The sequence below is a fragment of the Candidatus Omnitrophota bacterium genome (genome assembly GCA_028715415.1).
In the GTDB taxonomy this organism is placed as follows: Bacteria; Omnitrophota; Gorgyraeia; order Gygaellales; family Profunditerraquicolaceae; genus JAQURX01.
Map to the genome: position 1 here is coordinate 91338 of JAQURX010000001.1, position 19784 is coordinate 111121.

Genomic DNA, 19784 nt, shown 5'->3' on the forward strand with positions numbered 1-19784 from the left:
TAAAAGAAAATGCCTATTTTTTCAGTTATAATTCCGGTTTTTAACAATGCTAAATATGTTTCAAAAGCAATTGAGAGCGTGCTTTGCCAAACTTTGCATGATTTTGAGATTTTGGTTATAGATGATGGGTCTACCGATAATAGCTTTGAAATTATTTCCCAAATCGCTTTTAAATCAAAAGAAGTAAAACTTTTTAAGCAAAATCATAAAGAGAGGGCTGCAGCTAGGAACTTGGGAATCAGTAATTCATCCGGTGAATATATAGCTTTTTTAGATTCAGATGATAGTTGGTTTCCTCAAAAACTTGAATACGATTTAGATGTTTTTAAAAAGTGTCCTGAGGCTTCTGTCGTGTATTCTGATGCCCAAGTTGTTACTGAAGTGGGCAGGAATGCAGGAATTAGGCATTCAGGTTGTTATAAAAGGCTAAAAGATAAAATCCTGTGCAATAATTTTTTAATTACCTCGAGCGTTTCAATTAAAAAAAGTTGTTTTAATGAAGTCGGTTTTTTTAATGAGGATGTAAATCTTTCCGGTTCTGAAGATTGGGAAATGTGGGTAAGGCTTTCTCAAAGATTTAATTTTGTGCATAACAATAAAGTGCTCGTAAAATACAGGCAGCATGAATCTACAAGCATTATTGCGGATTCAATTGAGCGCTCCATGCTAACTGCGGCAAAGCTCATGTTCTCTGAATTTAATGAAAAGGCTTCGGAACGAATAATTAAGGCTTCGTATGCGAATACGTATTGTACCATTGCTTTGAATTATTCAATTGCAGGTAACCGAACTAAGGCGTTGGATTATTTAAAAAAGTCTTTTATCTTTGCAAAGGGAAGTATTTTTGATTATAAATTTATTTATTCATTGGCTAATTTATTAATGCGCAAAAGATCTTTGTTATTGTCTCCGGGTGACGGGATTGTAATGCCTATCCCAAATTTTGATGGTTCTGGAGGTTTACAAAATCAAGCAAAATTATTAATTCAAGAATTAGAAAGGAATGGTTTGCGGGTATTTGTTCTCACTAGGAACTATTTTAATTTGTCGAGCCAAGAGAAAAAAAATAATCTATTTATACGCCGGTACAGTTATTTAAAGAGCCATAAAATCTTAAGTTCTCTTTATTACCTTGTTGCAAGTCTTTTTTGGCTTATCTTTAACAATGATAAGTATAAGATCGTTCAATGTTTCCAATTGACATCTTCATTGAATATAGGCGTTCTTAATAAGTTATTTACGGGTAAGCCAGTAGTAGCCAGATTGTCATCGACAGGGGAGAAAGGCGATGTTTGTGAGATGGCAAATCTTACTTTAGGCAATATAAGGAAACATTTACTAAAGCATGTGGATAGATTTGTTGTACTTAACGATGAGATGAAAAATGATTTATCTAGTGTTTCAGTATTAAGTGCTAAGAAGACTAATTTTATCCCCAACGGAGTTTTTTTGCAGGAGCGTAGCGCATTTGATAATGAAACAAGGGAATATTATAAGAAAAGTTTAGGTTTGCCGTATAGATACATAGTTACTTATGTCGGGCGCCTTACAAAAGGAAAGGGCCTAATGGATCTTATTTTGAGCTGGGAAAAAATAATCTCCATCCATCCTGGAGCACATCTGATTTTATTAGGAAATGGCGGGCTGTATAATAATATAGAAAATGAATTAAAAGATTTAACCAAAAGCCTTGGATTAGAAGACTCCGTATATTTTTATGGAGAAGTTTCCAATGTTTCAGATTATCTTTTAGCTTCTGATGTTTTTGTTTTGCCTTCACTTTCAGAAGGCATGTCAAATGCGTTGCTTGAGGCAATGAGTTGTGGGAATATTATCGTTTCAACAAAGATACCAGCACATGATAGCCTTTTAAACCCGAACAACAGTTTGCTTATCCCTCCGGGAGATAAAGAAGAGCTTTTTAATTCTTTGAATCGCGTTCTTAATAATCCTAGTGAATATTATGGTTTAGGAAAAGAGGCGAAGAAGAAAGTTGGTTTCTATTCTATGAAGCATATTGCCGATAGGTATATTAAAATGTATCAGGAGTTAGCTTGAAAGCAAATAGTCGAAAAATTAAACTGCTTCATGTTACTAGCACTCCCAGTGGAATCGGGGGTATAGAAAAACTACTTTTGTTGATTTCGGAAAAATACGATAAAGCAAGTTTTGAATTATATTTCTGTAATCTCTTTAGTAAAAGCGATGATGAGATTTATTTGTCTGGTTTAAAGCAAAGAGGATTTAAGCCGTTTTCCCTAAAGGGGAATTCTTCCCGAAAGGCGTTATTATTTATCCCGGCTCTTTCCGCTTATATTAAGAATAATAAAATTGATATTGTTCATACTTGGCTTTTTCATTCAAATTTAATCGGACAAATTGCAGCATTGCCTAATCCTTGCATAAGAGTTTTGTCAAGGCAGTATAAAGATTATTTCTTTATTTATAAGAATATACTTAAGCAAAAGATTGATATGGTTTCACATAGAATTGCGCACAAGATTGTCGCTTGTTCTGAAGAGATTAAAAGGCACCTTGTCGAAGTAGAAAAAATTCCAAAGGAAAAAATTGAGGTTATCTACAATTCGGTAGATTTAAATAGAATGTGTTCGTGCGCTGAAAATAAGAAGAAGATTATACACGAATTTGGCCTTGAGGGGAAAAAATGTATTGGAGTTGTAGCAAATCTGCACCCCCGAAAAGGGCATGAATACCTTTTTGTTGCAGTAAGCTTGCTTAAATTAAGAATTCCTAATATCAAAGTTTTGTGTATTGGGGAAGGGCCATATAGGAAACATCTACAGGAAGAGGCAGATAGGTTGAATATTCTTGGTAATGTTATATTTACAGGTTATCGAGAAGATATCCCTGATTTAATTTCTGCAATGGATATTGTAGTTCAGCCTTCTATTGAAGAAGGATTTGGAATATCTCTTATTGAGGCCATGTCAATGAATAAACCTATCGTTGCGTCTCTAGTAGGAGGCATTCCAGAGGTTATTGGAAATTATGTGGGTGGTGTATTAGTAAAACCTAAAGATGCCGATGCTTTGTATCAAGAAATTTATGGTATTTTGAGCAATCAGAATTTCAGTCTTAATATCGCAAACAAAGGGCGCGAAGTTGTTGAAGCAAGGTTTGGAGCAGAGCAGATGATCAGAAGCTATGAAGCGCTTTACTTGGATTTAATAAAAAACAAATGAATAAAATTATCAGGTATTTAAAGCTGGCTTTGGGGATTTATTTAAACAAACCATTTATAGGCCCTTACAGCGTTCAACTAGGCTTAAGCGATGTATGCAATTATCAGTGTGTTATGTGTAATGTTTTTGCAAGGAAATCTACCGGTAGCTATCAAGGCGGGAACCGCTCATTAATGGAATTTAATACAGCAAAAGAAGTCTTATATTCTTTGGCGGAGATGGGAACCAAGAATATTAATTTGTGTGGATATGGTGAAACATTGATTTATCCGAGGATTAAAGAAATTGTAGCGATTGCAAAAGAATTAAAAATGAAAGTTGACATCACTACTAATGGATATTTCCTTTCAAAAGAGCTTATTGATGATTTCAGTGATTCAAAATTAGACGGATTTTATATTAGCCTTAATTCATCTTCAAAGCAAACTTATGCTTTAATCCATGAAGGAAGCAAGCAGGAGGATTTCTCGAGAATCCTTGAAGCCATTAATTATGCAAAGTCTAAGGGTATAACCGTTGTTTTGTCTTTTGTGGTTATGAGCATTAATTACCGAGAAATAATCGGTTTTATCGATTTAGCTGAGAAACTTAAAGTTGATGAAATAATATTCAGGGAGCTGGGAATTGGATATTTGACTGACAAGTCGCTTATCCTGAATAAAGAGGCGATTGATGAGTTAAGAAAACTTAATAGGAATAAATTATCTTCAGTAGCTAATAATTTTCGTTCCTTTCTTGATGTTTTGGGCTATCAAAAGAAGAAGGCAGTTGATTGTTTTGCGGGATTTATTGGTGGATCTATTATTACAGCGCAGGGATCGGTATTCCCTTGTTGCAATTGTAGCGACTCAATTGGTAATATTTACGAGAATAATATTAAGTCTATTTGGTATTCATTTAAGTATCAAAGTTTCCGCAGGCTAGGTAAGAATATGCATAAGGATGATAAATATCCTACAGGATGTTTATGTAAAACATGTCCTACGTACACTATAAATTCTCGTGTTCAGCATATTCTTTTTCCTTGGAGAAAATTATTTTGAAATATATTATTTTATCAAGTTTATTCTTATTGGGGTTATTTATTTCTCCGGCTTGGGCATTGCTTATTCTGATTACATTTTTGGTTTTAATTCTTCTCGCAAGAGATCAAGATCCCACAGATAAAAATTTTCTAATGAGCCTGTTCTTGATTGGATTATCCCTTAGGCTGATTTTTGTATTCATAGTCCAATTTTATCTTGTAAACAAAGGATTTTGTCCTGGAGCAATAGATTCTTTTGCTGATGCTTTTGAAGGGTCTATTTTTTTCGATGAGCATAATTTTATAAAAGCTTCAAGAGAGATATCTTTTGGATTAAGTAACTACGGAGATTATTATTTTAGAAATGCTCATTTAGTGATAATTTCTTGGTTTTTCTCTAATTTTGGTTACGATCCCCTTTTTGGTAAGCTGTTAAATTGTCTTTGGGGAGTTTTTTCTGCTCTGCTTGTTTACCGGTGCACTCGGATTATTTTTGTTGATTACGCCATTGCAAAGTTCGCTGCGATTTTTACCATGTTTTATCCTTCTCTTTTATTCTGGTCAGTAACAAATTTAAGGGATCAGGTTATTATCTTCTTGGTGGTATTGTTTTTTTATGTTTTGTTGAAGTTTTATAATAGGAATTTCTTTTATGGTTTTTCCTTAGCGTTGATTGTTGCGTTTATAATTAATATCTTCCGCAGCGGTTATTTTTTTATTTTTGCAATTTTTCTAGTTGGTGTTTCCTTGGTTAGGTTTATAAAAAAAAGGAGAATAATTCTTAGAAGCCTGCTTGTAGGAGTGATTTTTATTTTATTCTTCACTTTATCTTCTAAGAATGTTATTTCGTTTGGTAATAGATTCTTATTAAGGGCGGCAGACAAACAAATCAGCAATGCCACTGCTACTGAATCAGAGGGAAACTTTCTTCTTTTCCCTTTAGAATTTCAGCATCCTTCAAAGCATAAATTTGTTCCATTGCGGATTGTAAAAAATGCTTATCTGAATGGATTGTTCTATGCTGTTTTTGCTCCTTTTCCATGGGGATCCGATATAAAGACCTTTATGGGCAGTATGATTATTGTAGAAGCATTAATTTGGTATTTTTGTTTAGTATTTATTATTATCGGAATCATAATAGGGATTTATAAAAATAAATTATGTTTGCTAGCGTTTAGTTTTTTGTTTATTAATGTTTCATTCCTTGCTTTATTTGAAGGTAATGTTGGTACATTGTTTAGGCACAGGGCTGTAATTATGCCTATTTACTTTATTTTCTTAGGAAATGGGTTTGTTTTTGTGTTCAGGAGGTTCTTGCATGTGTGGAATTTGCGGAATAATTGATTTAAGCAGCGGGAAAGACCTAAACAGCTATATAAAATCTATGATGGATAAAATGGCTCATCGAGGGCCAGATGACAGCGGGACTTTTTTTGATTATAAAAAGAATAGTGGTAGTTCCGGTATAATTTCAATTGGACTGGGGCATAGGAGGCTTTCAATCATTGATTTAAATTCTGGACACCAACCGATCCATAACGAAGATAAAAGCATTTGGATAGTATTGAATGGAGAAATCTATAATTATCTTGAATTGCGTTTTGATTTGGAAAAGCAAGGACACATTTTTGCAACCTTAAGCGATACAGAAGTAGTGGTGCATCTTTATGAGCAATACGGGCAAGATTGCGTAAAACATCTCCGTGGTATGTTTGCTTTTGCAATTTGGGATGTAAAAAATAGCATTTTGTTCATTGCTCGGGATCGCGCAGGGAAGAAGCCACTTGTGTATTATTACAAAAATGGTTTATTTATTTTTTCTTCTGAACTTTCTTCGCTTTTAGGAAGCGGCTTAATTGAAAGAGAGCTTGATCCTATAGCGTTAGACTATTATTTGACCTTAGGGTATATACCTGCACCGTTAACCATATTTAAGAATGTTTTTAAGCTTCCTCATGCACATTCAATTGTTCTTAAGAATAAAGAGCTAAAAGTAAGTAAATATTGGGAACTGGAGTATTATCCGAAGCTGGTTATGTCAGAACAGGATGTTGAATCTGAGCTTGAGAGGATATTTGAAGAGTCGGTGAAGATTCGTTTACGAAGCGATGTCCCTTTAGGGAGTTTTTTAAGCGGAGGAGTCGACTCAAGCGCAGTTGTTTCTATGATGAGCAGGTTAAGCAATCAAAAAATAAAAACTTTTTCCATAGGCTTTGAAGAAAAAGACTATTCTGAGTTAAAATACGCAAAAAATATTGCGCGGATATTCAATACTGATCATCATGAATTTGTAGTAAAGCCAGATGCTTTGCAGATACTTCCTCTATTAGTAGAGAGATATGGAGAACCATATGCTGATTCGTCATGTATACCGACGTATTATGTCTCTCGTGAGACAAAGAAATTCGTTACGGTTGCACTCAGCGGCGATGGGGGAGACGAATCATTTGCCGGTTATGATCGTTATTACGCTATGCTGGTTGCGGAAGATTATTCAAAATGGAATCCTTTTGTCCGTTGTTTAGTTGGAAAGATTTCAAATCTTTTCCCAGATTCCGCAAATTCAAAGAATACATTTCGTAGAATAAAGCGTTTTTTGGCAGCTGCAGCACTTCCGGCAGACGAAAGATATTTACGATGGACAGGGATATGGAATTCAGGTTTAAAAGAGATTTTGTATACTAATGGCTTTAAGGGAATGATTGATCCTCAAGGGCTTGAATCAAATATGGCGCGTTTCATTAATACTAATATAAATTGGCACCTTGTTGATCGGCTCCTTAAGACAGATGTCTCGAATTATCTTCCTTATGATTTATTAACTAAGGTTGATATTGCAAGTATGGCTAACTCACTAGAGGTGCGTTCTCCGTTATTAGATCATAAATTTATGGAATTTGCTGCATGTCTTCCGGTTAGTTATAAACTGAAAGGAAATATCAAAAAGTATATTTTTAAGAAATATCTGGAGAAGTTTGTTCCCAAGAATAATCTATATAGAACCAAAATGGGTTTTGCTATGCCGATTGGGAAGTGGCTGCGGACTGATTTAAGAGGTTTTTTAAAGGAAACCCTCTTGGCTTCAAAAGCCTTAAAAAGAGGTTATTTTAATTCGGAAATTGTTATTGGAATGGTAAAACAGCATATTTCTGGCAAATGCGATCATTCTTATCAGTTGTGGTCACTTTTGATGCTTGAGCTTTGGCATCAAAAGTTTTTTGATGAAGGCAAGATAGCATGATAAAAAAGATTATTATTGTAATTTTAGTTTTTGGATTAATATATGCTCTATTCAATACCAGATTAACTACTCGTCAAGGAGTAAATTTTGTAGTTGTTACCAAAGAAATTCCTTTGTACCTTAAGGCATTGGATTTTTTTGATAGACATTATAATTATCAGGAACTAGTAAAGGAAATAATTTCTGGTTCTTGTGGTGAAAATGAACGTTTGCTTCGGATCTTTGAATGGACGCATAAAACAATTAAAATGCAGCCGCATGAACTTCCAATTATTGATGATCATGTTTGGAATATAATTGTCCGGGGTTACGGGACAAAGGATCAGATTTGCGACGTTTTTGCTACGCTTTGTACTTATGTGGGGTTAAAATCTTTTTTCAGTGAGTTTAAAAATGATAATAGCGAGCTTTTTGTTCTCGCTTTTGTAAAGATTAGAGGCCAATATCGGGTTTTTGATCCTGTTAATGGTATATATTTAAGAAATAAAATCGGAGAATTTGCTACCATTGAAAATATATTGAATGGTGATTTTGTTATAAACGCAATAGATAAAAAAATACCTGAAAACTACAATGATATGATTAAAAAGTTTTTAAAATCGGATAAGGTTGATTATAAAAGGTCTTTTATACAGTCGCCTTTAAACAGATTTATCTATGAGGTGAAAAAATGGACAAATCAGAAATAAAAGTAGGAATAGTAGGAGTTGGGTATTGGGGTAGTAACCTTGTTCGAGTTTTCTCGAAATTAGGTGTACTTAGTGCAATTTGTGATGAGGATATTAAAAAACTAAAATCGATAGCTCATGATTATCCGGGGATTAGAACTTATACATCTTACCATGATTTAATTGCTGATCCGGGAATAAATGCGGTTGTAATTGCAACTCCTGCAAAGACTCATTTTGAAATTGCTAAGTGTGTTTTAATTTCCTGTAAAGATGTTTTTGTTGAAAAACCACTTTCTTTGACTCCTGAAGAAGGATCTGAGCTTATTGCCTTAGCGCATAAGACAAAGAGAGTCCTTATGGTTGGGCATATACTTGAATATCATCCTGCGATTTGTAAACTAAAAGAAATGATGGATAATGGAGACCTCGGGAAAATTCAATATATATATTCAAACCGCTTGAACTTGGGTAAAATCCGTAAAGAAGAGAATATTCTCTGGAGCTTCGCGCCTCACGATATATCAATTATTTTATTACTTTTGAATGAATTGCCAGAATCCGTTTCTTCATCGGGAGGGAGTTATTTAAATCATGAAGTCGCGGATGTAACCATAAGTTTACTTAATTTTTCAAATGGTGTAAAGGGGCATATTTTTGTTAGTTGGCTTCATCCTTATAAGGAGCAGAAGCTTATTGTAGTTGGCGATAAAAAGATGGCTGTCTTCGATGATGTTGCCCAAGAGGACAAGTTAATTGTTTATAACCATACAATTAATTGGATCGGCCGACTTCCTATTCCTAAAAAAGAATCTGCGCAGCGTATTAAAGTTGAACCGGGGGAACCTCTATTTCTCGAGTGTTCTCATTTTTTAGATTGTATTCGTACGAGAAAGTGCCCAAAAACAGATGGTAAGAGTGCTTTGCGTGTCCTTAAAGTATTAGATGCTTGTCAAGAGTCGCTTGAACATAAGGGTTCGCTTTGTGCTATTAAACCAGCCATTGAGGAGGTTCCTTATTATTTTCATCCTAGCGCTGATGTTGAGCTGGGATGCCATATTGGCGAAGGAACGCGGATTTGGCATTATTCTCATATAATGAAGAATGCTAAAATTGGAAAGAATTGTAGGATAGGGCAAAATGTTTTTATTGGCTCCAATGTATCTATCGGCAATAGTGTAAAGATTCAAAATAATGTTTCGGTTTACGATTGCATTACTTTTGAAGATGGTGTTTTTTGTGGGCCTTCTGTAGTTTTTACTAATGTAATTAATCCGCGTAGTTTTATTGAACGTAAGAATGAATACCTTAGGACCCTTGTGAAGAGAGGAGCTACTATAGGAGCAAATTCTACAATTATTTGTGGGAATACAATCGGTGAATATGCATTTATAGGAGCAGGGGCGGTTGTAACAAAAGATGTTTTACCTTATAGCCTTGTGTATGGAAATCCTGCTATTCAGAAAGGATGGGTGTGTTCGTGTGGGGTGAAACTTGGCCTTAAAAGTAAAAAGGCAGTTTGCAGGTCATGCAATAAGAAATACCGTATAGCAAAAGGTGTATTAGTAGACTGTAGTTGACTATGAAAAAGAAAAAGATAGTACATATTGTTGGGGCTCGGCCTCAGTTTATTAAGTGCGCAGCAGTTTATCGTGCGATGAAAGATATGCCAAACGCTCTTTCTGTTATTATTCATACCGGACAGCATTTTGATGCTAATATGAGCGAAGTATTTATTAATGCATTATCTTTGCCAAAGCCTGATTATTTCTTGAATATTAATTCTTTGTCCCATGGGGCAATGATAGCAGCAATGCTGGAAAGAATTGAAAAAGCCTTGATTAGGATAAAGCCATATACAGTAGTTGTGTATGGTGATACTAATTCTACTTTAGCAGGTGCCCTTGCGGCCAAGAAGCTCGGGATTCGACTTGCCCATGTTGAAGCCGGATTACGCAGCTATAATATGAATATGCCTGAAGAAGTCAATCGCGTCTTAACCGACCGTATAAGTGATATACTTTTTTGTCCGACGAAAAAAGCAGTTGTTAATCTAAACAATGAAGGTTACCGTAGAAGAGATTGTTCAATAATTCTTTCAGGGGATGTTATGTATGATATCTGTAGGTATTATTCTGTTTTTCAAAAGGAGCCTTCCTTTAAGGTTCCGGATAAATATGCCTTAGTTACAATCCATAGAGCTGAAAATACTGATTCGTTAGCCAGATTAAAATCCATTTGGATTGCATTGAATAAAATTGCTAAGGAAATTAATTTGATTCTTCCTGTTCATCCGAGAACAAGAAAGGTATTATATGAGTATAAAATTAGAAGTAATTTTCAGGTAGTTGACCCAGTAGGTTATCTTGAGAGTATTTTCTTAATTTCTCACAGCAAAATTATTTTAACGGATAGCGGTGGCCTTCAGAAAGAGGCCTTTTTCTTCAAGAAGCCATGTGTTATTCTTAGAGAGGAAACGGAATGGACAGAGCTTATAAATTCGGGAGTTGCTGAGCTTTCTGGGGTTGATTCGGAAAGAATTTATTATTTTTATGCAAAAATGTCCAAGAAAAAAATTAGATTTAACCATTCTTTTTATGGTGATGGATATGCGAGCCAGAAAATTGCAAAAGTTCTAATCCAATAGGAATCTCCATGAATTATTCTTTGTTGACAGTCCAATTTCAATAGGGTAATATAATACATTAACTTTTAAATCGTTTTAAACGAATTGCGAGTAAACTTTAATGAACGAAAATCTTGAGAAAGTCCAGAATAAGTTTCTTGAAACTTTAGGTATTATGAGTAGTTCTTTTGGGTTAAATGCTTTTGTTATAAAGCTTTACGGAATTCTATATTTGAACGCAAAACCGTTGTCTTTAGATGAAATGGCGCAGGCTCTAGGGGCTAGTAAGGGGAATGTGAGTCTTAATATTCGCGAATTGGAAAAGTGGGGGGCAGTAAGGAGAGTTTGGGTTAAGGGATCAAGAAAGGATTTTTATGAAGCCGAAGCAAATATAAAAAAGATTTTTTTGTCAAAATTAAAAACCTCTATTGAGAAGAAAATATTTGAGATTTCTAATACGTTGGAAGATATTAATAAAGTATTTCTGTCTGATTTTGTGAATTTAAACAAGGAAGAAAAGATTGTTGCAGAAGTATACAGAGAGCGTTTAAAAAATGTAGAAGAACTAAAAGAATTTGTTGCGAATGCTCTAATTATGGCAGAGAAGATCAGTTAGGTTTTGTATTATCCTGGGGCTAGATTAGTTATATGGTTGCGATAATTGATTACGGTGTCGGAAACTTAGGCTCAATAGTAAATATACTTAAAAAGATTGGAGCTCAGGCCTGTATTGCTCGTGATGAAGATTCACTTGCTAATGCAGAAAAGTTTATTTTACCGGGTGTTGGTTCTTTTGACTACGGAATGGAAAAACTGCAAAGCTCCGGGGTAATTAAACTTCTATCTAAACGAGTACTTGAAGATAAGGTTCCTATTCTAGGTATTTGTTTGGGTATGCAACTTTTTACCAAGATGAGTGAGGAAGGTACAGTTAAAGGGTTGGGATGGATAGATGCTTGTACTGTAAGATTCAGATTTAGTTTGGAGAATCAAAACCTAAAAATTCCTCATATGGGATGGAATCAGGTTTGCCCTAATATAAACAATGGTTTGTTCAATGAAATGCATAAAGAGCCCCGATTTTATTTTGTACATTCCTATCATGTATTATGCAATAGGCGGGAAGATGTAGTTGCTAAAACTACTTATGGGTATGATTTTCCTTCAGTAATAATGCATAACAATATTATGGGTGTGCAGTTTCATCCTGAAAAGAGTCATAAGTTTGGTATGAAGTTATTAAAAAATTTTGTTGAACTGTAATCATAAAAACAAGGAGTCAATATGATTAATGATAAGTCGATTCTTATTACCGGTGGTACGGGGTCTTTTGGCAATAAGTTTATTGAGATGATATTAAAGAGTTATAAACCCAAGAAATTGATAGTTTTTAGCAGAGATGAGTTTAAGCAGCAGCAAATGGCAAAGATTTTTCCAGAAGATAAGTATCCTATTCGCTATTTTTTAGGAGATGTAAGGGATAAGGAACGTCTTGTCCGTGCTTTCGAGGGTGTTGATTATGTTATACACGCGGCTGCCCTAAAACAGGTACCGGCATTAGAATATAACCCTACCGAGGCTGTTAAGACCAATGTTTATGGTGCTGAAAATATAGTTTCAGCAGCAATTCAAACTGGTGTGAAAAAAGTTATAGCTCTCTCTACGGATAAAGCAGTAAGCCCAATTAATCTATATGGAGCCACAAAATTAGTTGCTGAAAAGATTTTTCTTGCAGCGAATGCTTATACAGGGCTAAAGGTAAAATTTTCAATTGTCAGATATGGTAATGTTGCAGGATCAAGGGGTAGTGTTGTGCCGTTTTTTATTGATTTGAAAAGAAATGGCAAAAAAGAATTCCCGATTACAGATGATAGAATGACTAGGTTCTGGATAACTTTGGAAGAGGGAGTTGGTCTAGTAATGAAAGCCCTGCAAGAATGTGAAGGTGGAGAGGTGCTTATACCTATGGCCCCATCTATGAAAGTAACTGATTTAGCAAAAGCTATAGAACCAGAATGTAGATTTAAGATAATTGGTATAAGGCCAGGCGAGAAGATTCATGAAACTCTGATTTCACAAGATGAGGCTAGACAGGTAAAGATTTTTGATGATTGTTATGTTATGCTGCCCCAGTTTTACGAAAGAGAGGAAGTGCGAAATAAATATAAGGATTTTCCAGACGTTGCGGAAGGCTTCGTTTATAGAAGCGATAATAATAAAAACTGGCTAAATAGGGAAGAGATTACAAAAATCTTAAACAGCTTACAGTTATTAAAAGAATAAGAAAATGATGAAAATACCATATGCCCGTCATGTTATAGATAGAGCTGATATTGCCAATGTGGTTAAAGTTTTAAAGTCTGACTTTATAACGCAAGGACCAGTAGTAGAGAGATTTGAGAAAAGGTTACTGTCGTATTGTGGAGCAAAATATGCTGTGGTATTTAGTTCTGGAACAGCAGCATTGCATGCAGCATATTCGGCAGCAGGGCTTTCTTGGGGAGATAATTTTATTACGACTCCAAATACTTTCGCGGCCACAGCAAATGCCGGGCTCTTGTTGGGGGCTAAACCGGTATTTGTTGATATTGAATCTAATACTGGCAATATAGATGTGTCTAAGGTTGGGGCAAAGATAAATAAAAAGACCAAATTGGTGGTTCCTGTCCATTATGCTGGTAATGTGGTTGATTTAAAAGACCTTCAAGAATTAGCTATTAAACATAATTTCATGGTTATTGAAGATGCCTGTCATGCCCTTGGTTCGAAATACGAGAAAAGCATGATTGGAAATTGTAGGTATTCTGATATGGCAGTATTTAGTTTCCATCCCGCAAAAACAATAACCACAGGAGAGGGTGGAGCAGTTTTGACAAATAATCCGTTATTCTATAGAAAACTATTTTTATTCCGTAATCACGGTATTAATAAGAGTAGTTTTATGGGGAATCCCCATGGTGACTGGTACTATGAAATGCAATCACTAGGCTGCAACTATCGGCTTACCGATATGCAATCAGCACTCGGTTTTTCTCAATTAAGAAAATTAAATAAGTTTATTTCTTATCGTAGAAAGATAGCCCAGATATACAACCGAGCTTTCTTCAATAATCCCTTTTTCGACGTTCCTACTCAAGTAAATCAATCTTCCTGCCATTTATATGTAATAAGACTTAAGAATCCTTATGTAGATAAAAAGAAAGAAATCTTTGCTACTTTGAGAAAGAATGGTTTAGGAGTACAGGTCCATTATATACCGGTATATATGCATCCTTACTATAGGAGCTTAGGCTATAAAGAAGGCCTATGCCCTGTTGCGGAAGATTTTTACCGAAGAGCAATTACTATACCGTTGAGTGCATCTTTAAAAAACAAAGAAATAAAATACATTATTGAAACGGTAAAGTTGACGGTGCAAAAGTGCTGCAAATAGAAAAGATAGCGTTAGGTACAGCTCAATTCGGGCTCGATTACGGTATTGCGAATAAGAATGGTAAGGTATCAAAAGAAGAAGTTTTTTCTATATTGAATTCTGCTGTTGCGAATAATGTAGATACATTGGATACTGCCTATTCATATGGCGATAGCGAGAGCATTATAGGAGAATTTATGTCCAAAAATGACCATAAATTCAAAATAATCTCAAAATTGCCTAGTGTTGATATAAAAGACATAGGTTCATCCAGGAAATTCTTCAATGATTCTTTAAGGAGGCTGGGTAAAAAAAATATATATGGATATCTGATACACGATTTTAAGAATTTAAGGCTGCAAAAAGAGATATGGGATGCTTTAAAGGATTTTAGGGATGAAGGCAGGGTTAAAAAAATAGGCGTAACATTATATAAGCCTGAAGAATTAGATTATTTATTAGAAAATAATCTAGATTTTGATCTATTGCAGGTACCTTATAATATTCTTGACCAGAGATTTGATCGATACTTGCCGATTTTAAGCAAGAAAAAGGTGATCGTATATGTTCGTTCTGTTTTTCTTCAGGGATTGTTTTTTTTGCCTTTATCAAGGATAGAAAAAGATTTTAATAAAGCTGCCGGGTCAATTAAGATATTGATGAGATTGTCGTTGGAATATCAAATACCGATTGCAGCATTGTGTTTGTGCTTTACTATGTTGAATCCGTTTGTTTCAAAGGTTGTAATTGGAGTAGAGTCAAAAGAGCAATTAGTTCAGAATATTTCATTATTAAGGTATATGGATTCAATAAAAAGAATATATAAAGAATTGGTTGGCTTGAGAATGGAAGACGAAAAGATATTGCTTCCTTATAATTGGCGATGAGAACAGGTGCCATAATACAGGCAAGAACAGGTTCAACTAGGCTTCCTTCAAAGGTGCTTTTGAGGATTTTAGATAAATCCATACTGGAGTATGTTGTTGAAAGAGTTAGGCATTCTAAACATATTGATACTGTAATAGTGGCAACGACTGATAATAATGAGGATTTGGAAATAGCCGAATTAATGAAAGGTATTAGCGTAAGTGTTTTTAGAGGGTCCGAGAATGATGTCTTGGATAGGTACTATAAGGCAGCATCTTTTTTTAATATACAGAATATTGTTAGAATCACTGCAGATTGCCCGTTAATAGATCCTTTTGTTATAGACTGTGTTATTAAGCGATATTTTTCAGTTCGTGCAGATTATTGTTCGAATATACTCGAGCATACTTTTCCTGACGGGGAAGATGTGGAAGTTTTTAGTTTTAAAACTCTGTCTACTGCATGGAAAGAAGCGAAACTTGGTTCGGAACGCGAACACGTTACTCCTTATATTATTAATAACCCAGGTAGTTTTAAATTGGAAAATGTTAAGAGTGAGGTAGGCCTTTCAGATAAAAGATGGACCCTTGATAGAAAAGAAGATTATGATTTTATCAAAAAAGTTATTGAGAATTTGTACCCAACGAATCCTAATTTTAGAATGAGCGATGTTCTAAAATTCGTGCGTGATAATCCGGAGTGTGAGGATATAAATAAAAATATAATTAGAAATGAAGGTTATCTAAAATCATTACAAAAGGATATTTTGAATGAGAAAAAAAGTTAATAAATCTCAAGCATTGTATAACCGAGCGAAACGCCTTATCCCTGGAGGTACTCAGCTTTTGTCTAAGCGTCCAGAAATGTTTTTGCCCGGAGGATGGCCTGCTTATTACAAGAAAGCCAAGGGTTGCGAGATTTGGGATTTAGATGGGAATAAATTCATTGATATGAGTTTCATGGGCATAGGCGCATGTATACTGGGTTATGCTGATTCGGACGTAGATAATGCAGTTAAAAAGGTTATTGATAATGGTTCGATGAGTACATTAAATTCCTATGAAGAAGTTGAGCTTGCAGAATTGTTATGTGATTTACACCCTTGGGCTAATATGGTTAGATATGCCAGAACGGGTGGAGAGGCGTTGGCAATAGCTGTTAGGATTGCCCGCGCAAAGTCTAAAAAGGACATGGTATTGTTTTGCGGATATCATGGTTGGCATGATTGGTATTTATCTTCAAATATATGCGATAAAAAATCTTTGGATAGGCATTTATTGTCCGGCTTAAATCCAATAGGAGTTCCGAAATGCTTAAAGAATTCTGCGTTGCCTTTTTTTTATAATGATACCCAAGGTTTTTTAAGATTAATCAATAAGCATAAAAATGATATAGGCGTAATAATTATTGAGGCTATTAGGAACCGCCCCCCGGAAAAAAAGTTTATCCAGACATTGATGCGCGTTGCACGAGAGATGAAGATTGTATTTATAGTAGATGAAGTAAGTTCGGGATGGCGTTTAAACTTAGGTGGCGCACACCTACTGTTTGGTATTAAACCTGATATTGCAGTGTTTGCAAAAGGGATTAGTAATGGTTTCCCAATGGCTGCCGTAATAGGCAAGTCTTCTGTTATGCAAGCTGCTCAGGATACATTTATAAGCAGTACATATTGGACAGAACGTATTGGGCCAGCGGCAGCGTTAGCAACAATAAAAAAACTAAAACTTTTTAATGTGTCGAAACATCTTATTTCTTTGGGAAAGTTAGTTCAGGAGAATTGGACTTCAATAGCTGAGCGTAATGGTATTTCTATAGAGGTCTCGGGTATATATCCATTAAGCCATTTTGAATTTAAACATAAGAAGAGCCTGGCGCTTAAGACGCTATTTACGAGTTTAATGCTAGAAAGAGGTTTCTTAGCAACGACTTCTTTTTATCCTTCTTTTTCTCACACAGCTAAACATATAGAAAAATATCTGGATGCATTTGACGCTGTTTTTAAAATTATATCTAAAGTGGTGTCTAGAGATGAAATTGACAAATATATAAAGAAAGGTATTTGTCATGCTGGTTTTAATAGATTAACGTAAATAGATATGGAAAAGACTAAGAAGATAATCTTATTATTTCCTAACCCAATAGCAACGATCCCTGGTGGTTTGACTTATGTGGGTAAACGTTTTAAAAAAAATAACTTTGACGTAAAGATTTATATAAATACATTCCGAGATTTTAAGACCGCGGATGAGTTATTGAATGAAATTATTGAACCTTTTGATCCAGATATAGTTGGATTTTCTTTTGCAACATATAATGTTTTAGAAGTATATGGGCTTCAGCGTAATTGTAAGGAAAAGGGTTATTTCGTAATTGCCGGAGGCAATCATCCTTCCATTATGCCAGAAGAATGCTTAAGAAATGGAGCAGATTTGGTTTTTCGTGGCGAATCGGAAACGGGTATTGATAGTTTTTGTGATTGGTATGTTTTCGGTAAAGATATGTCAAAGAGGAGTCAGATTCCCGGAGTGTCCTATATTGATGATTCAGGAATGTTGGTTAATAACAAGAAAGAGCTGCGCATTAAGAATCTAGATGAGTTAGGTGAAATAGATTTTTCTTCGATAGAGCTTGATAAGTTCCGGGTCAGTGATGGTTCTGTAAAAGGATTGAATGTAATCAGCTGCGGAAGAGGGTGCCCGTTTAAATGTTCTTATTGTTCTCACAGAGATTGGTATGAATATTCAAAAAGAAGCGCCGATAGCATAATCGATGAGATGGTTAAAAGGAATAATCTTTATGGGATTAAAACCTTTTGGTTATCTGATGAAACATTCACTGTTGACAGAGGTCATATATATGATTTTTGTAAGAAATTCCGTCAAGAAAACTTGCCATTTAAATGGATGGTTGGGACAAGGGCAAATTCTGTAGATGAAAAATTGCTTTTGACAATGAAAGAGTCCGGCTTAGGACAGATTACGTATGGGATAGAAAGCGCTGATCCCGAAACATTGTTAAAAATAAACAAAGGTTATACAGTTGAGCAGGCTTATGAAATAGTTAATCTTACGGGTAGGCTAGGGATTCCTATGTACATAAACCTTATGACTGGATTCCCATGGGAGACTGTTGTTAGTGTTGAAAACAATATCCGATTTATTAAAGAGGTTGATAAGTATGTTTATTGTTTTCAGCTTTATGGAGCAGTGATACCTTATCCCGATACCCCTATTTATGAAAATTATCATAAGGAATTTGGTTTTACTGAGTTTTGGTTAAACCCGAGATATCAAAATGCTGGGATGGTAATTTATCAGAATGTGCCTAATCCATATAAGATGAGTACTTATTTTCAGCGTAATTTATATGATGATACTTATGTGGCAGAGGATTATTTTTTTAAGTTTAAACCAGAATACAAAAATGCCGTAACAAAGATGGGATTTTTGATTGGATGGAAATCAATTCAGGCTCAAACGGATTCGTTGGTTAGGCAGTATGGAAAGTATCTAGCCGGGTATTTTTCACGCAGGTTATATGATTTAGACCATAATTTAGAGAAGAAGTTAGTTGGTTCATTGATAAAAGTTAACAAGGTTCATGAAAATCGCCTAACCGGAAAATTTATTAAGAAATGAAAAAAATCTCAAAAAAATCTGTTTTATTAGTTTGTAAGGATACCGGTGCAGCGAACGCTTTTTCCAGCTTGGTAAAGGAGTGGAAAGATTATGATATTGAATTATATAGTATCTGTATAGGTTATGCGGCTAATGTTTTTAAAAAAAATGGATTATCTATAACATATGCTTTTGAGAAAGATATGCGGCAGGAAGATGTGTCTATGGTTATGGATTCTGTGAAGCCTGCAAGCGTATTAATTGGGACAAGTTTTGATTCAATGACTGAAAGATGGTGTTGTGTTGAAGCAAAAAAACGTAATATCTTCAGTCTTGGTTTTGTTGATTGGTGGTCGAGTTTCGGTTTAAGATTTTCGACTCCGCAAACAAACGATTTAATGTATTTGCCAGATATGATTGCAGTTGTAGATGAAGATGCTCTTTTGGGTTGTGTAGATTGCGGTATTCCGGAAGGTATATTAAAGATAACCGGAAATCCATACTGGGATTATCTTCTTCGGGCTAAAGAAACTCTATGTTGTTTACGGCAAGATTTGCGTAAAACGATAAACGTTGCAGATAGTAGCATTCTAGCTATAGTTTATTCCAGCTATTTAAGTAAGTTTAACCTTGGTTTAGGTTATAATGAGAATGACTTTTGGGGTGCCGTAACCCCGTTGCCCTGCAAAAATAAAGCAGGTGTTCCTGTAAAATGGTTGTTGAAACTGCATCCTAAAGAAGTCAATTCTACAGCTTCATGCTTATTGAAGAGTAAGTTGTATGATATTTGTATTGCAGATAAGTTGACAGCAATAGAGCTTGGGCTTATTGCAGATTTTACCATAGGTATGTGCTCAACCGCTTTGTTTGAATGTGCATTGCTTGGGAAAAAAGTAATTTCTGTTCAACCTGGGCTTGATAGGAAACTATCTCGTTTTATGAGGATTTTTGAACATTTGAAAATACCCGTTGTCACGGAGCGCGCAGAGACTAAGGATCGTCTTGAAATGTTTATCAATGATGAGATGCCGTCTCCTGATTTGAATTATCTTCCAATGTCTATTAAGGGCGGGCGTTCCGCAGTTATCTTAAGAAACTTGTTATTAAATAGAGGATGAAAAAT

17 protein-coding genes are annotated in these 19784 nt (G+C 35.0%); all 17 read left to right on the top strand.

Annotation, left to right across the window (positions count from 1 at the left end):
* Positions 1-9: 9 nt before the first annotated feature.
* On the top strand, positions 10-2058 hold the full coding sequence (locus tag PHO70_00445) for a glycosyltransferase (protein ID MDD5431447.1): 2049 nt from the start codon (positions 10-12) through the stop codon (positions 2056-2058).
* A complete protein-coding gene (locus PHO70_00450) occupies positions 2055-3203 on the top strand; it encodes a glycosyltransferase (GenBank protein MDD5431448.1) in 1149 nt (382 codons plus the stop codon). Before PHO70_00445 ends, PHO70_00450 begins: the two co-directional genes overlap by 4 nt.
* On the top strand, positions 3200-4246 hold the full coding sequence (locus PHO70_00455; GenBank protein ID MDD5431449.1) for a radical SAM protein: 1047 nt from the start codon (positions 3200-3202) through the stop codon (positions 4244-4246). Before PHO70_00450 ends, PHO70_00455 begins: the two co-directional genes overlap by 4 nt.
* Positions 4243-5571 carry a hypothetical protein gene (locus PHO70_00460; protein MDD5431450.1) on the top strand — a complete coding sequence of 443 codons (1329 nt, stop codon included), beginning with the start codon at positions 4243-4245 and terminating at the stop codon, positions 5569-5571. The genes PHO70_00455 and PHO70_00460 overlap by 4 nt, the downstream gene beginning before the upstream one ends.
* Entirely contained in the window at positions 5546-7468 is a 1923-nt protein-coding gene (gene asnB / locus PHO70_00465; GenBank protein MDD5431451.1) for an asparagine synthase (glutamine-hydrolyzing), read from the top strand. Before PHO70_00460 ends, asnB begins: the two co-directional genes overlap by 26 nt.
* On the top strand, positions 7465-8157 hold the full coding sequence (locus tag PHO70_00470; GenBank protein MDD5431452.1) for a hypothetical protein: 693 nt from the start codon (positions 7465-7467) through the stop codon (positions 8155-8157). Before asnB ends, PHO70_00470 begins: the two co-directional genes overlap by 4 nt.
* Entirely contained in the window at positions 8139-9716 is a 1578-nt protein-coding gene (locus tag PHO70_00475; protein MDD5431453.1) for a Gfo/Idh/MocA family oxidoreductase, read from the top strand. The genes PHO70_00470 and PHO70_00475 overlap by 19 nt, the downstream gene beginning before the upstream one ends.
* A gap of 2 nt (positions 9717-9718) precedes the next feature.
* Positions 9719-10783, top strand: a complete 1065-nt coding sequence (gene wecB, locus PHO70_00480; GenBank protein MDD5431454.1) for a UDP-N-acetylglucosamine 2-epimerase (non-hydrolyzing) — start codon at positions 9719-9721, stop codon at positions 10781-10783.
* 100 nt (positions 10784-10883) lie between these two features.
* The gene (locus PHO70_00485) at positions 10884-11378 is read left to right on the top strand and encodes a hypothetical protein (protein MDD5431455.1); all 495 of its coding nucleotides are present in this window, start codon (positions 10884-10886) and stop codon (positions 11376-11378) included.
* Positions 11379-11410: 32 nt separating this feature from the next.
* Positions 11411-12025 carry an imidazole glycerol phosphate synthase subunit HisH gene (hisH, locus tag PHO70_00490; protein ID MDD5431456.1) on the top strand — a complete coding sequence of 205 codons (615 nt, stop codon included), beginning with the start codon at positions 11411-11413 and terminating at the stop codon, positions 12023-12025.
* A gap of 21 nt (positions 12026-12046) precedes the next feature.
* Positions 12047-13045, top strand: a complete 999-nt coding sequence (gene pseB / locus PHO70_00495; GenBank protein ID MDD5431457.1) for a UDP-N-acetylglucosamine 4,6-dehydratase (inverting) — start codon at positions 12047-12049, stop codon at positions 13043-13045.
* A 4-nt stretch (positions 13046-13049) separates the two neighbouring features.
* Positions 13050-14195, top strand: coding sequence for a UDP-4-amino-4,6-dideoxy-N-acetyl-beta-L-altrosamine transaminase (gene pseC / locus PHO70_00500; protein MDD5431458.1), 1146 nt, complete (start codon positions 13050-13052; stop codon positions 14193-14195).
* The gene (locus PHO70_00505; GenBank protein ID MDD5431459.1) at positions 14183-15061 is read left to right on the top strand and encodes an aldo/keto reductase; all 879 of its coding nucleotides are present in this window, start codon (positions 14183-14185) and stop codon (positions 15059-15061) included. Before pseC ends, PHO70_00505 begins: the two co-directional genes overlap by 13 nt.
* A complete protein-coding gene (locus tag PHO70_00510; protein ID MDD5431460.1) occupies positions 15058-15828 on the top strand; it encodes a glycosyltransferase family protein in 771 nt (256 codons plus the stop codon). Before PHO70_00505 ends, PHO70_00510 begins: the two co-directional genes overlap by 4 nt.
* Complete coding sequence (locus PHO70_00515) at positions 15812-17134, top strand: aminotransferase class III-fold pyridoxal phosphate-dependent enzyme (GenBank protein MDD5431461.1); 1323 nt, start codon at positions 15812-15814, stop codon at positions 17132-17134. The genes PHO70_00510 and PHO70_00515 overlap by 17 nt, the downstream gene beginning before the upstream one ends.
* A 6-nt stretch (positions 17135-17140) precedes the next feature.
* Positions 17141-18682 carry a radical SAM protein gene (locus PHO70_00520; GenBank protein ID MDD5431462.1) on the top strand — a complete coding sequence of 514 codons (1542 nt, stop codon included), beginning with the start codon at positions 17141-17143 and terminating at the stop codon, positions 18680-18682.
* Positions 18679-19779 (top strand): hypothetical protein, encoded by a 1101-nt coding sequence (locus PHO70_00525; protein ID MDD5431463.1) that lies wholly within the window; start codon positions 18679-18681, stop codon positions 19777-19779. Before PHO70_00520 ends, PHO70_00525 begins: the two co-directional genes overlap by 4 nt.
* Positions 19780-19784: the final 5 nt, after the last annotated feature.

Bases quoted from the DNA above. Each gene is read 5' to 3' on its own strand.
- PHO70_00455 (MDD5431449.1), top strand. From the start codon at position 3,200: ATGAATAAAATTATCAGGTATTTAAAGCTGGCTTTGGGGATTTATTTA.
- PHO70_00515 (MDD5431461.1), top strand. From the start codon at position 15,812: ATGAGAAAAAAAGTTAATAAATCTCAAGCATTGTATAACCGAGCGAAA.
- hisH (MDD5431456.1), top strand. From the start codon at position 11,411: ATGGTTGCGATAATTGATTACGGTGTCGGAAACTTAGGCTCAATAGTA.
- PHO70_00525 (MDD5431463.1), top strand. From the start codon at position 18,679: ATGAAAAAAATCTCAAAAAAATCTGTTTTATTAGTTTGTAAGGATACC.
- wecB (MDD5431454.1), top strand. From the start codon at position 9,719: ATGAAAAAGAAAAAGATAGTACATATTGTTGGGGCTCGGCCTCAGTTT.
- PHO70_00445 (MDD5431447.1), top strand. From the start codon at position 10: ATGCCTATTTTTTCAGTTATAATTCCGGTTTTTAACAATGCTAAATAT.
- pseC (MDD5431458.1), top strand. From the start codon at position 13,050: ATGATGAAAATACCATATGCCCGTCATGTTATAGATAGAGCTGATATT.
- PHO70_00510 (MDD5431460.1), top strand. From the start codon at position 15,058: ATGAGAACAGGTGCCATAATACAGGCAAGAACAGGTTCAACTAGGCTT.
- pseB (MDD5431457.1), top strand. From the start codon at position 12,047: ATGATTAATGATAAGTCGATTCTTATTACCGGTGGTACGGGGTCTTTT.
- PHO70_00475 (MDD5431453.1), top strand. From the start codon at position 8,139: ATGGACAAATCAGAAATAAAAGTAGGAATAGTAGGAGTTGGGTATTGG.
- PHO70_00520 (MDD5431462.1), top strand. From the start codon at position 17,141: ATGGAAAAGACTAAGAAGATAATCTTATTATTTCCTAACCCAATAGCA.
- PHO70_00470 (MDD5431452.1), top strand. From the start codon at position 7,465: ATGATAAAAAAGATTATTATTGTAATTTTAGTTTTTGGATTAATATAT.
- PHO70_00485 (MDD5431455.1), top strand. From the start codon at position 10,884: ATGAACGAAAATCTTGAGAAAGTCCAGAATAAGTTTCTTGAAACTTTA.
- asnB (MDD5431451.1), top strand. From the start codon at position 5,546: ATGTGTGGAATTTGCGGAATAATTGATTTAAGCAGCGGGAAAGACCTA.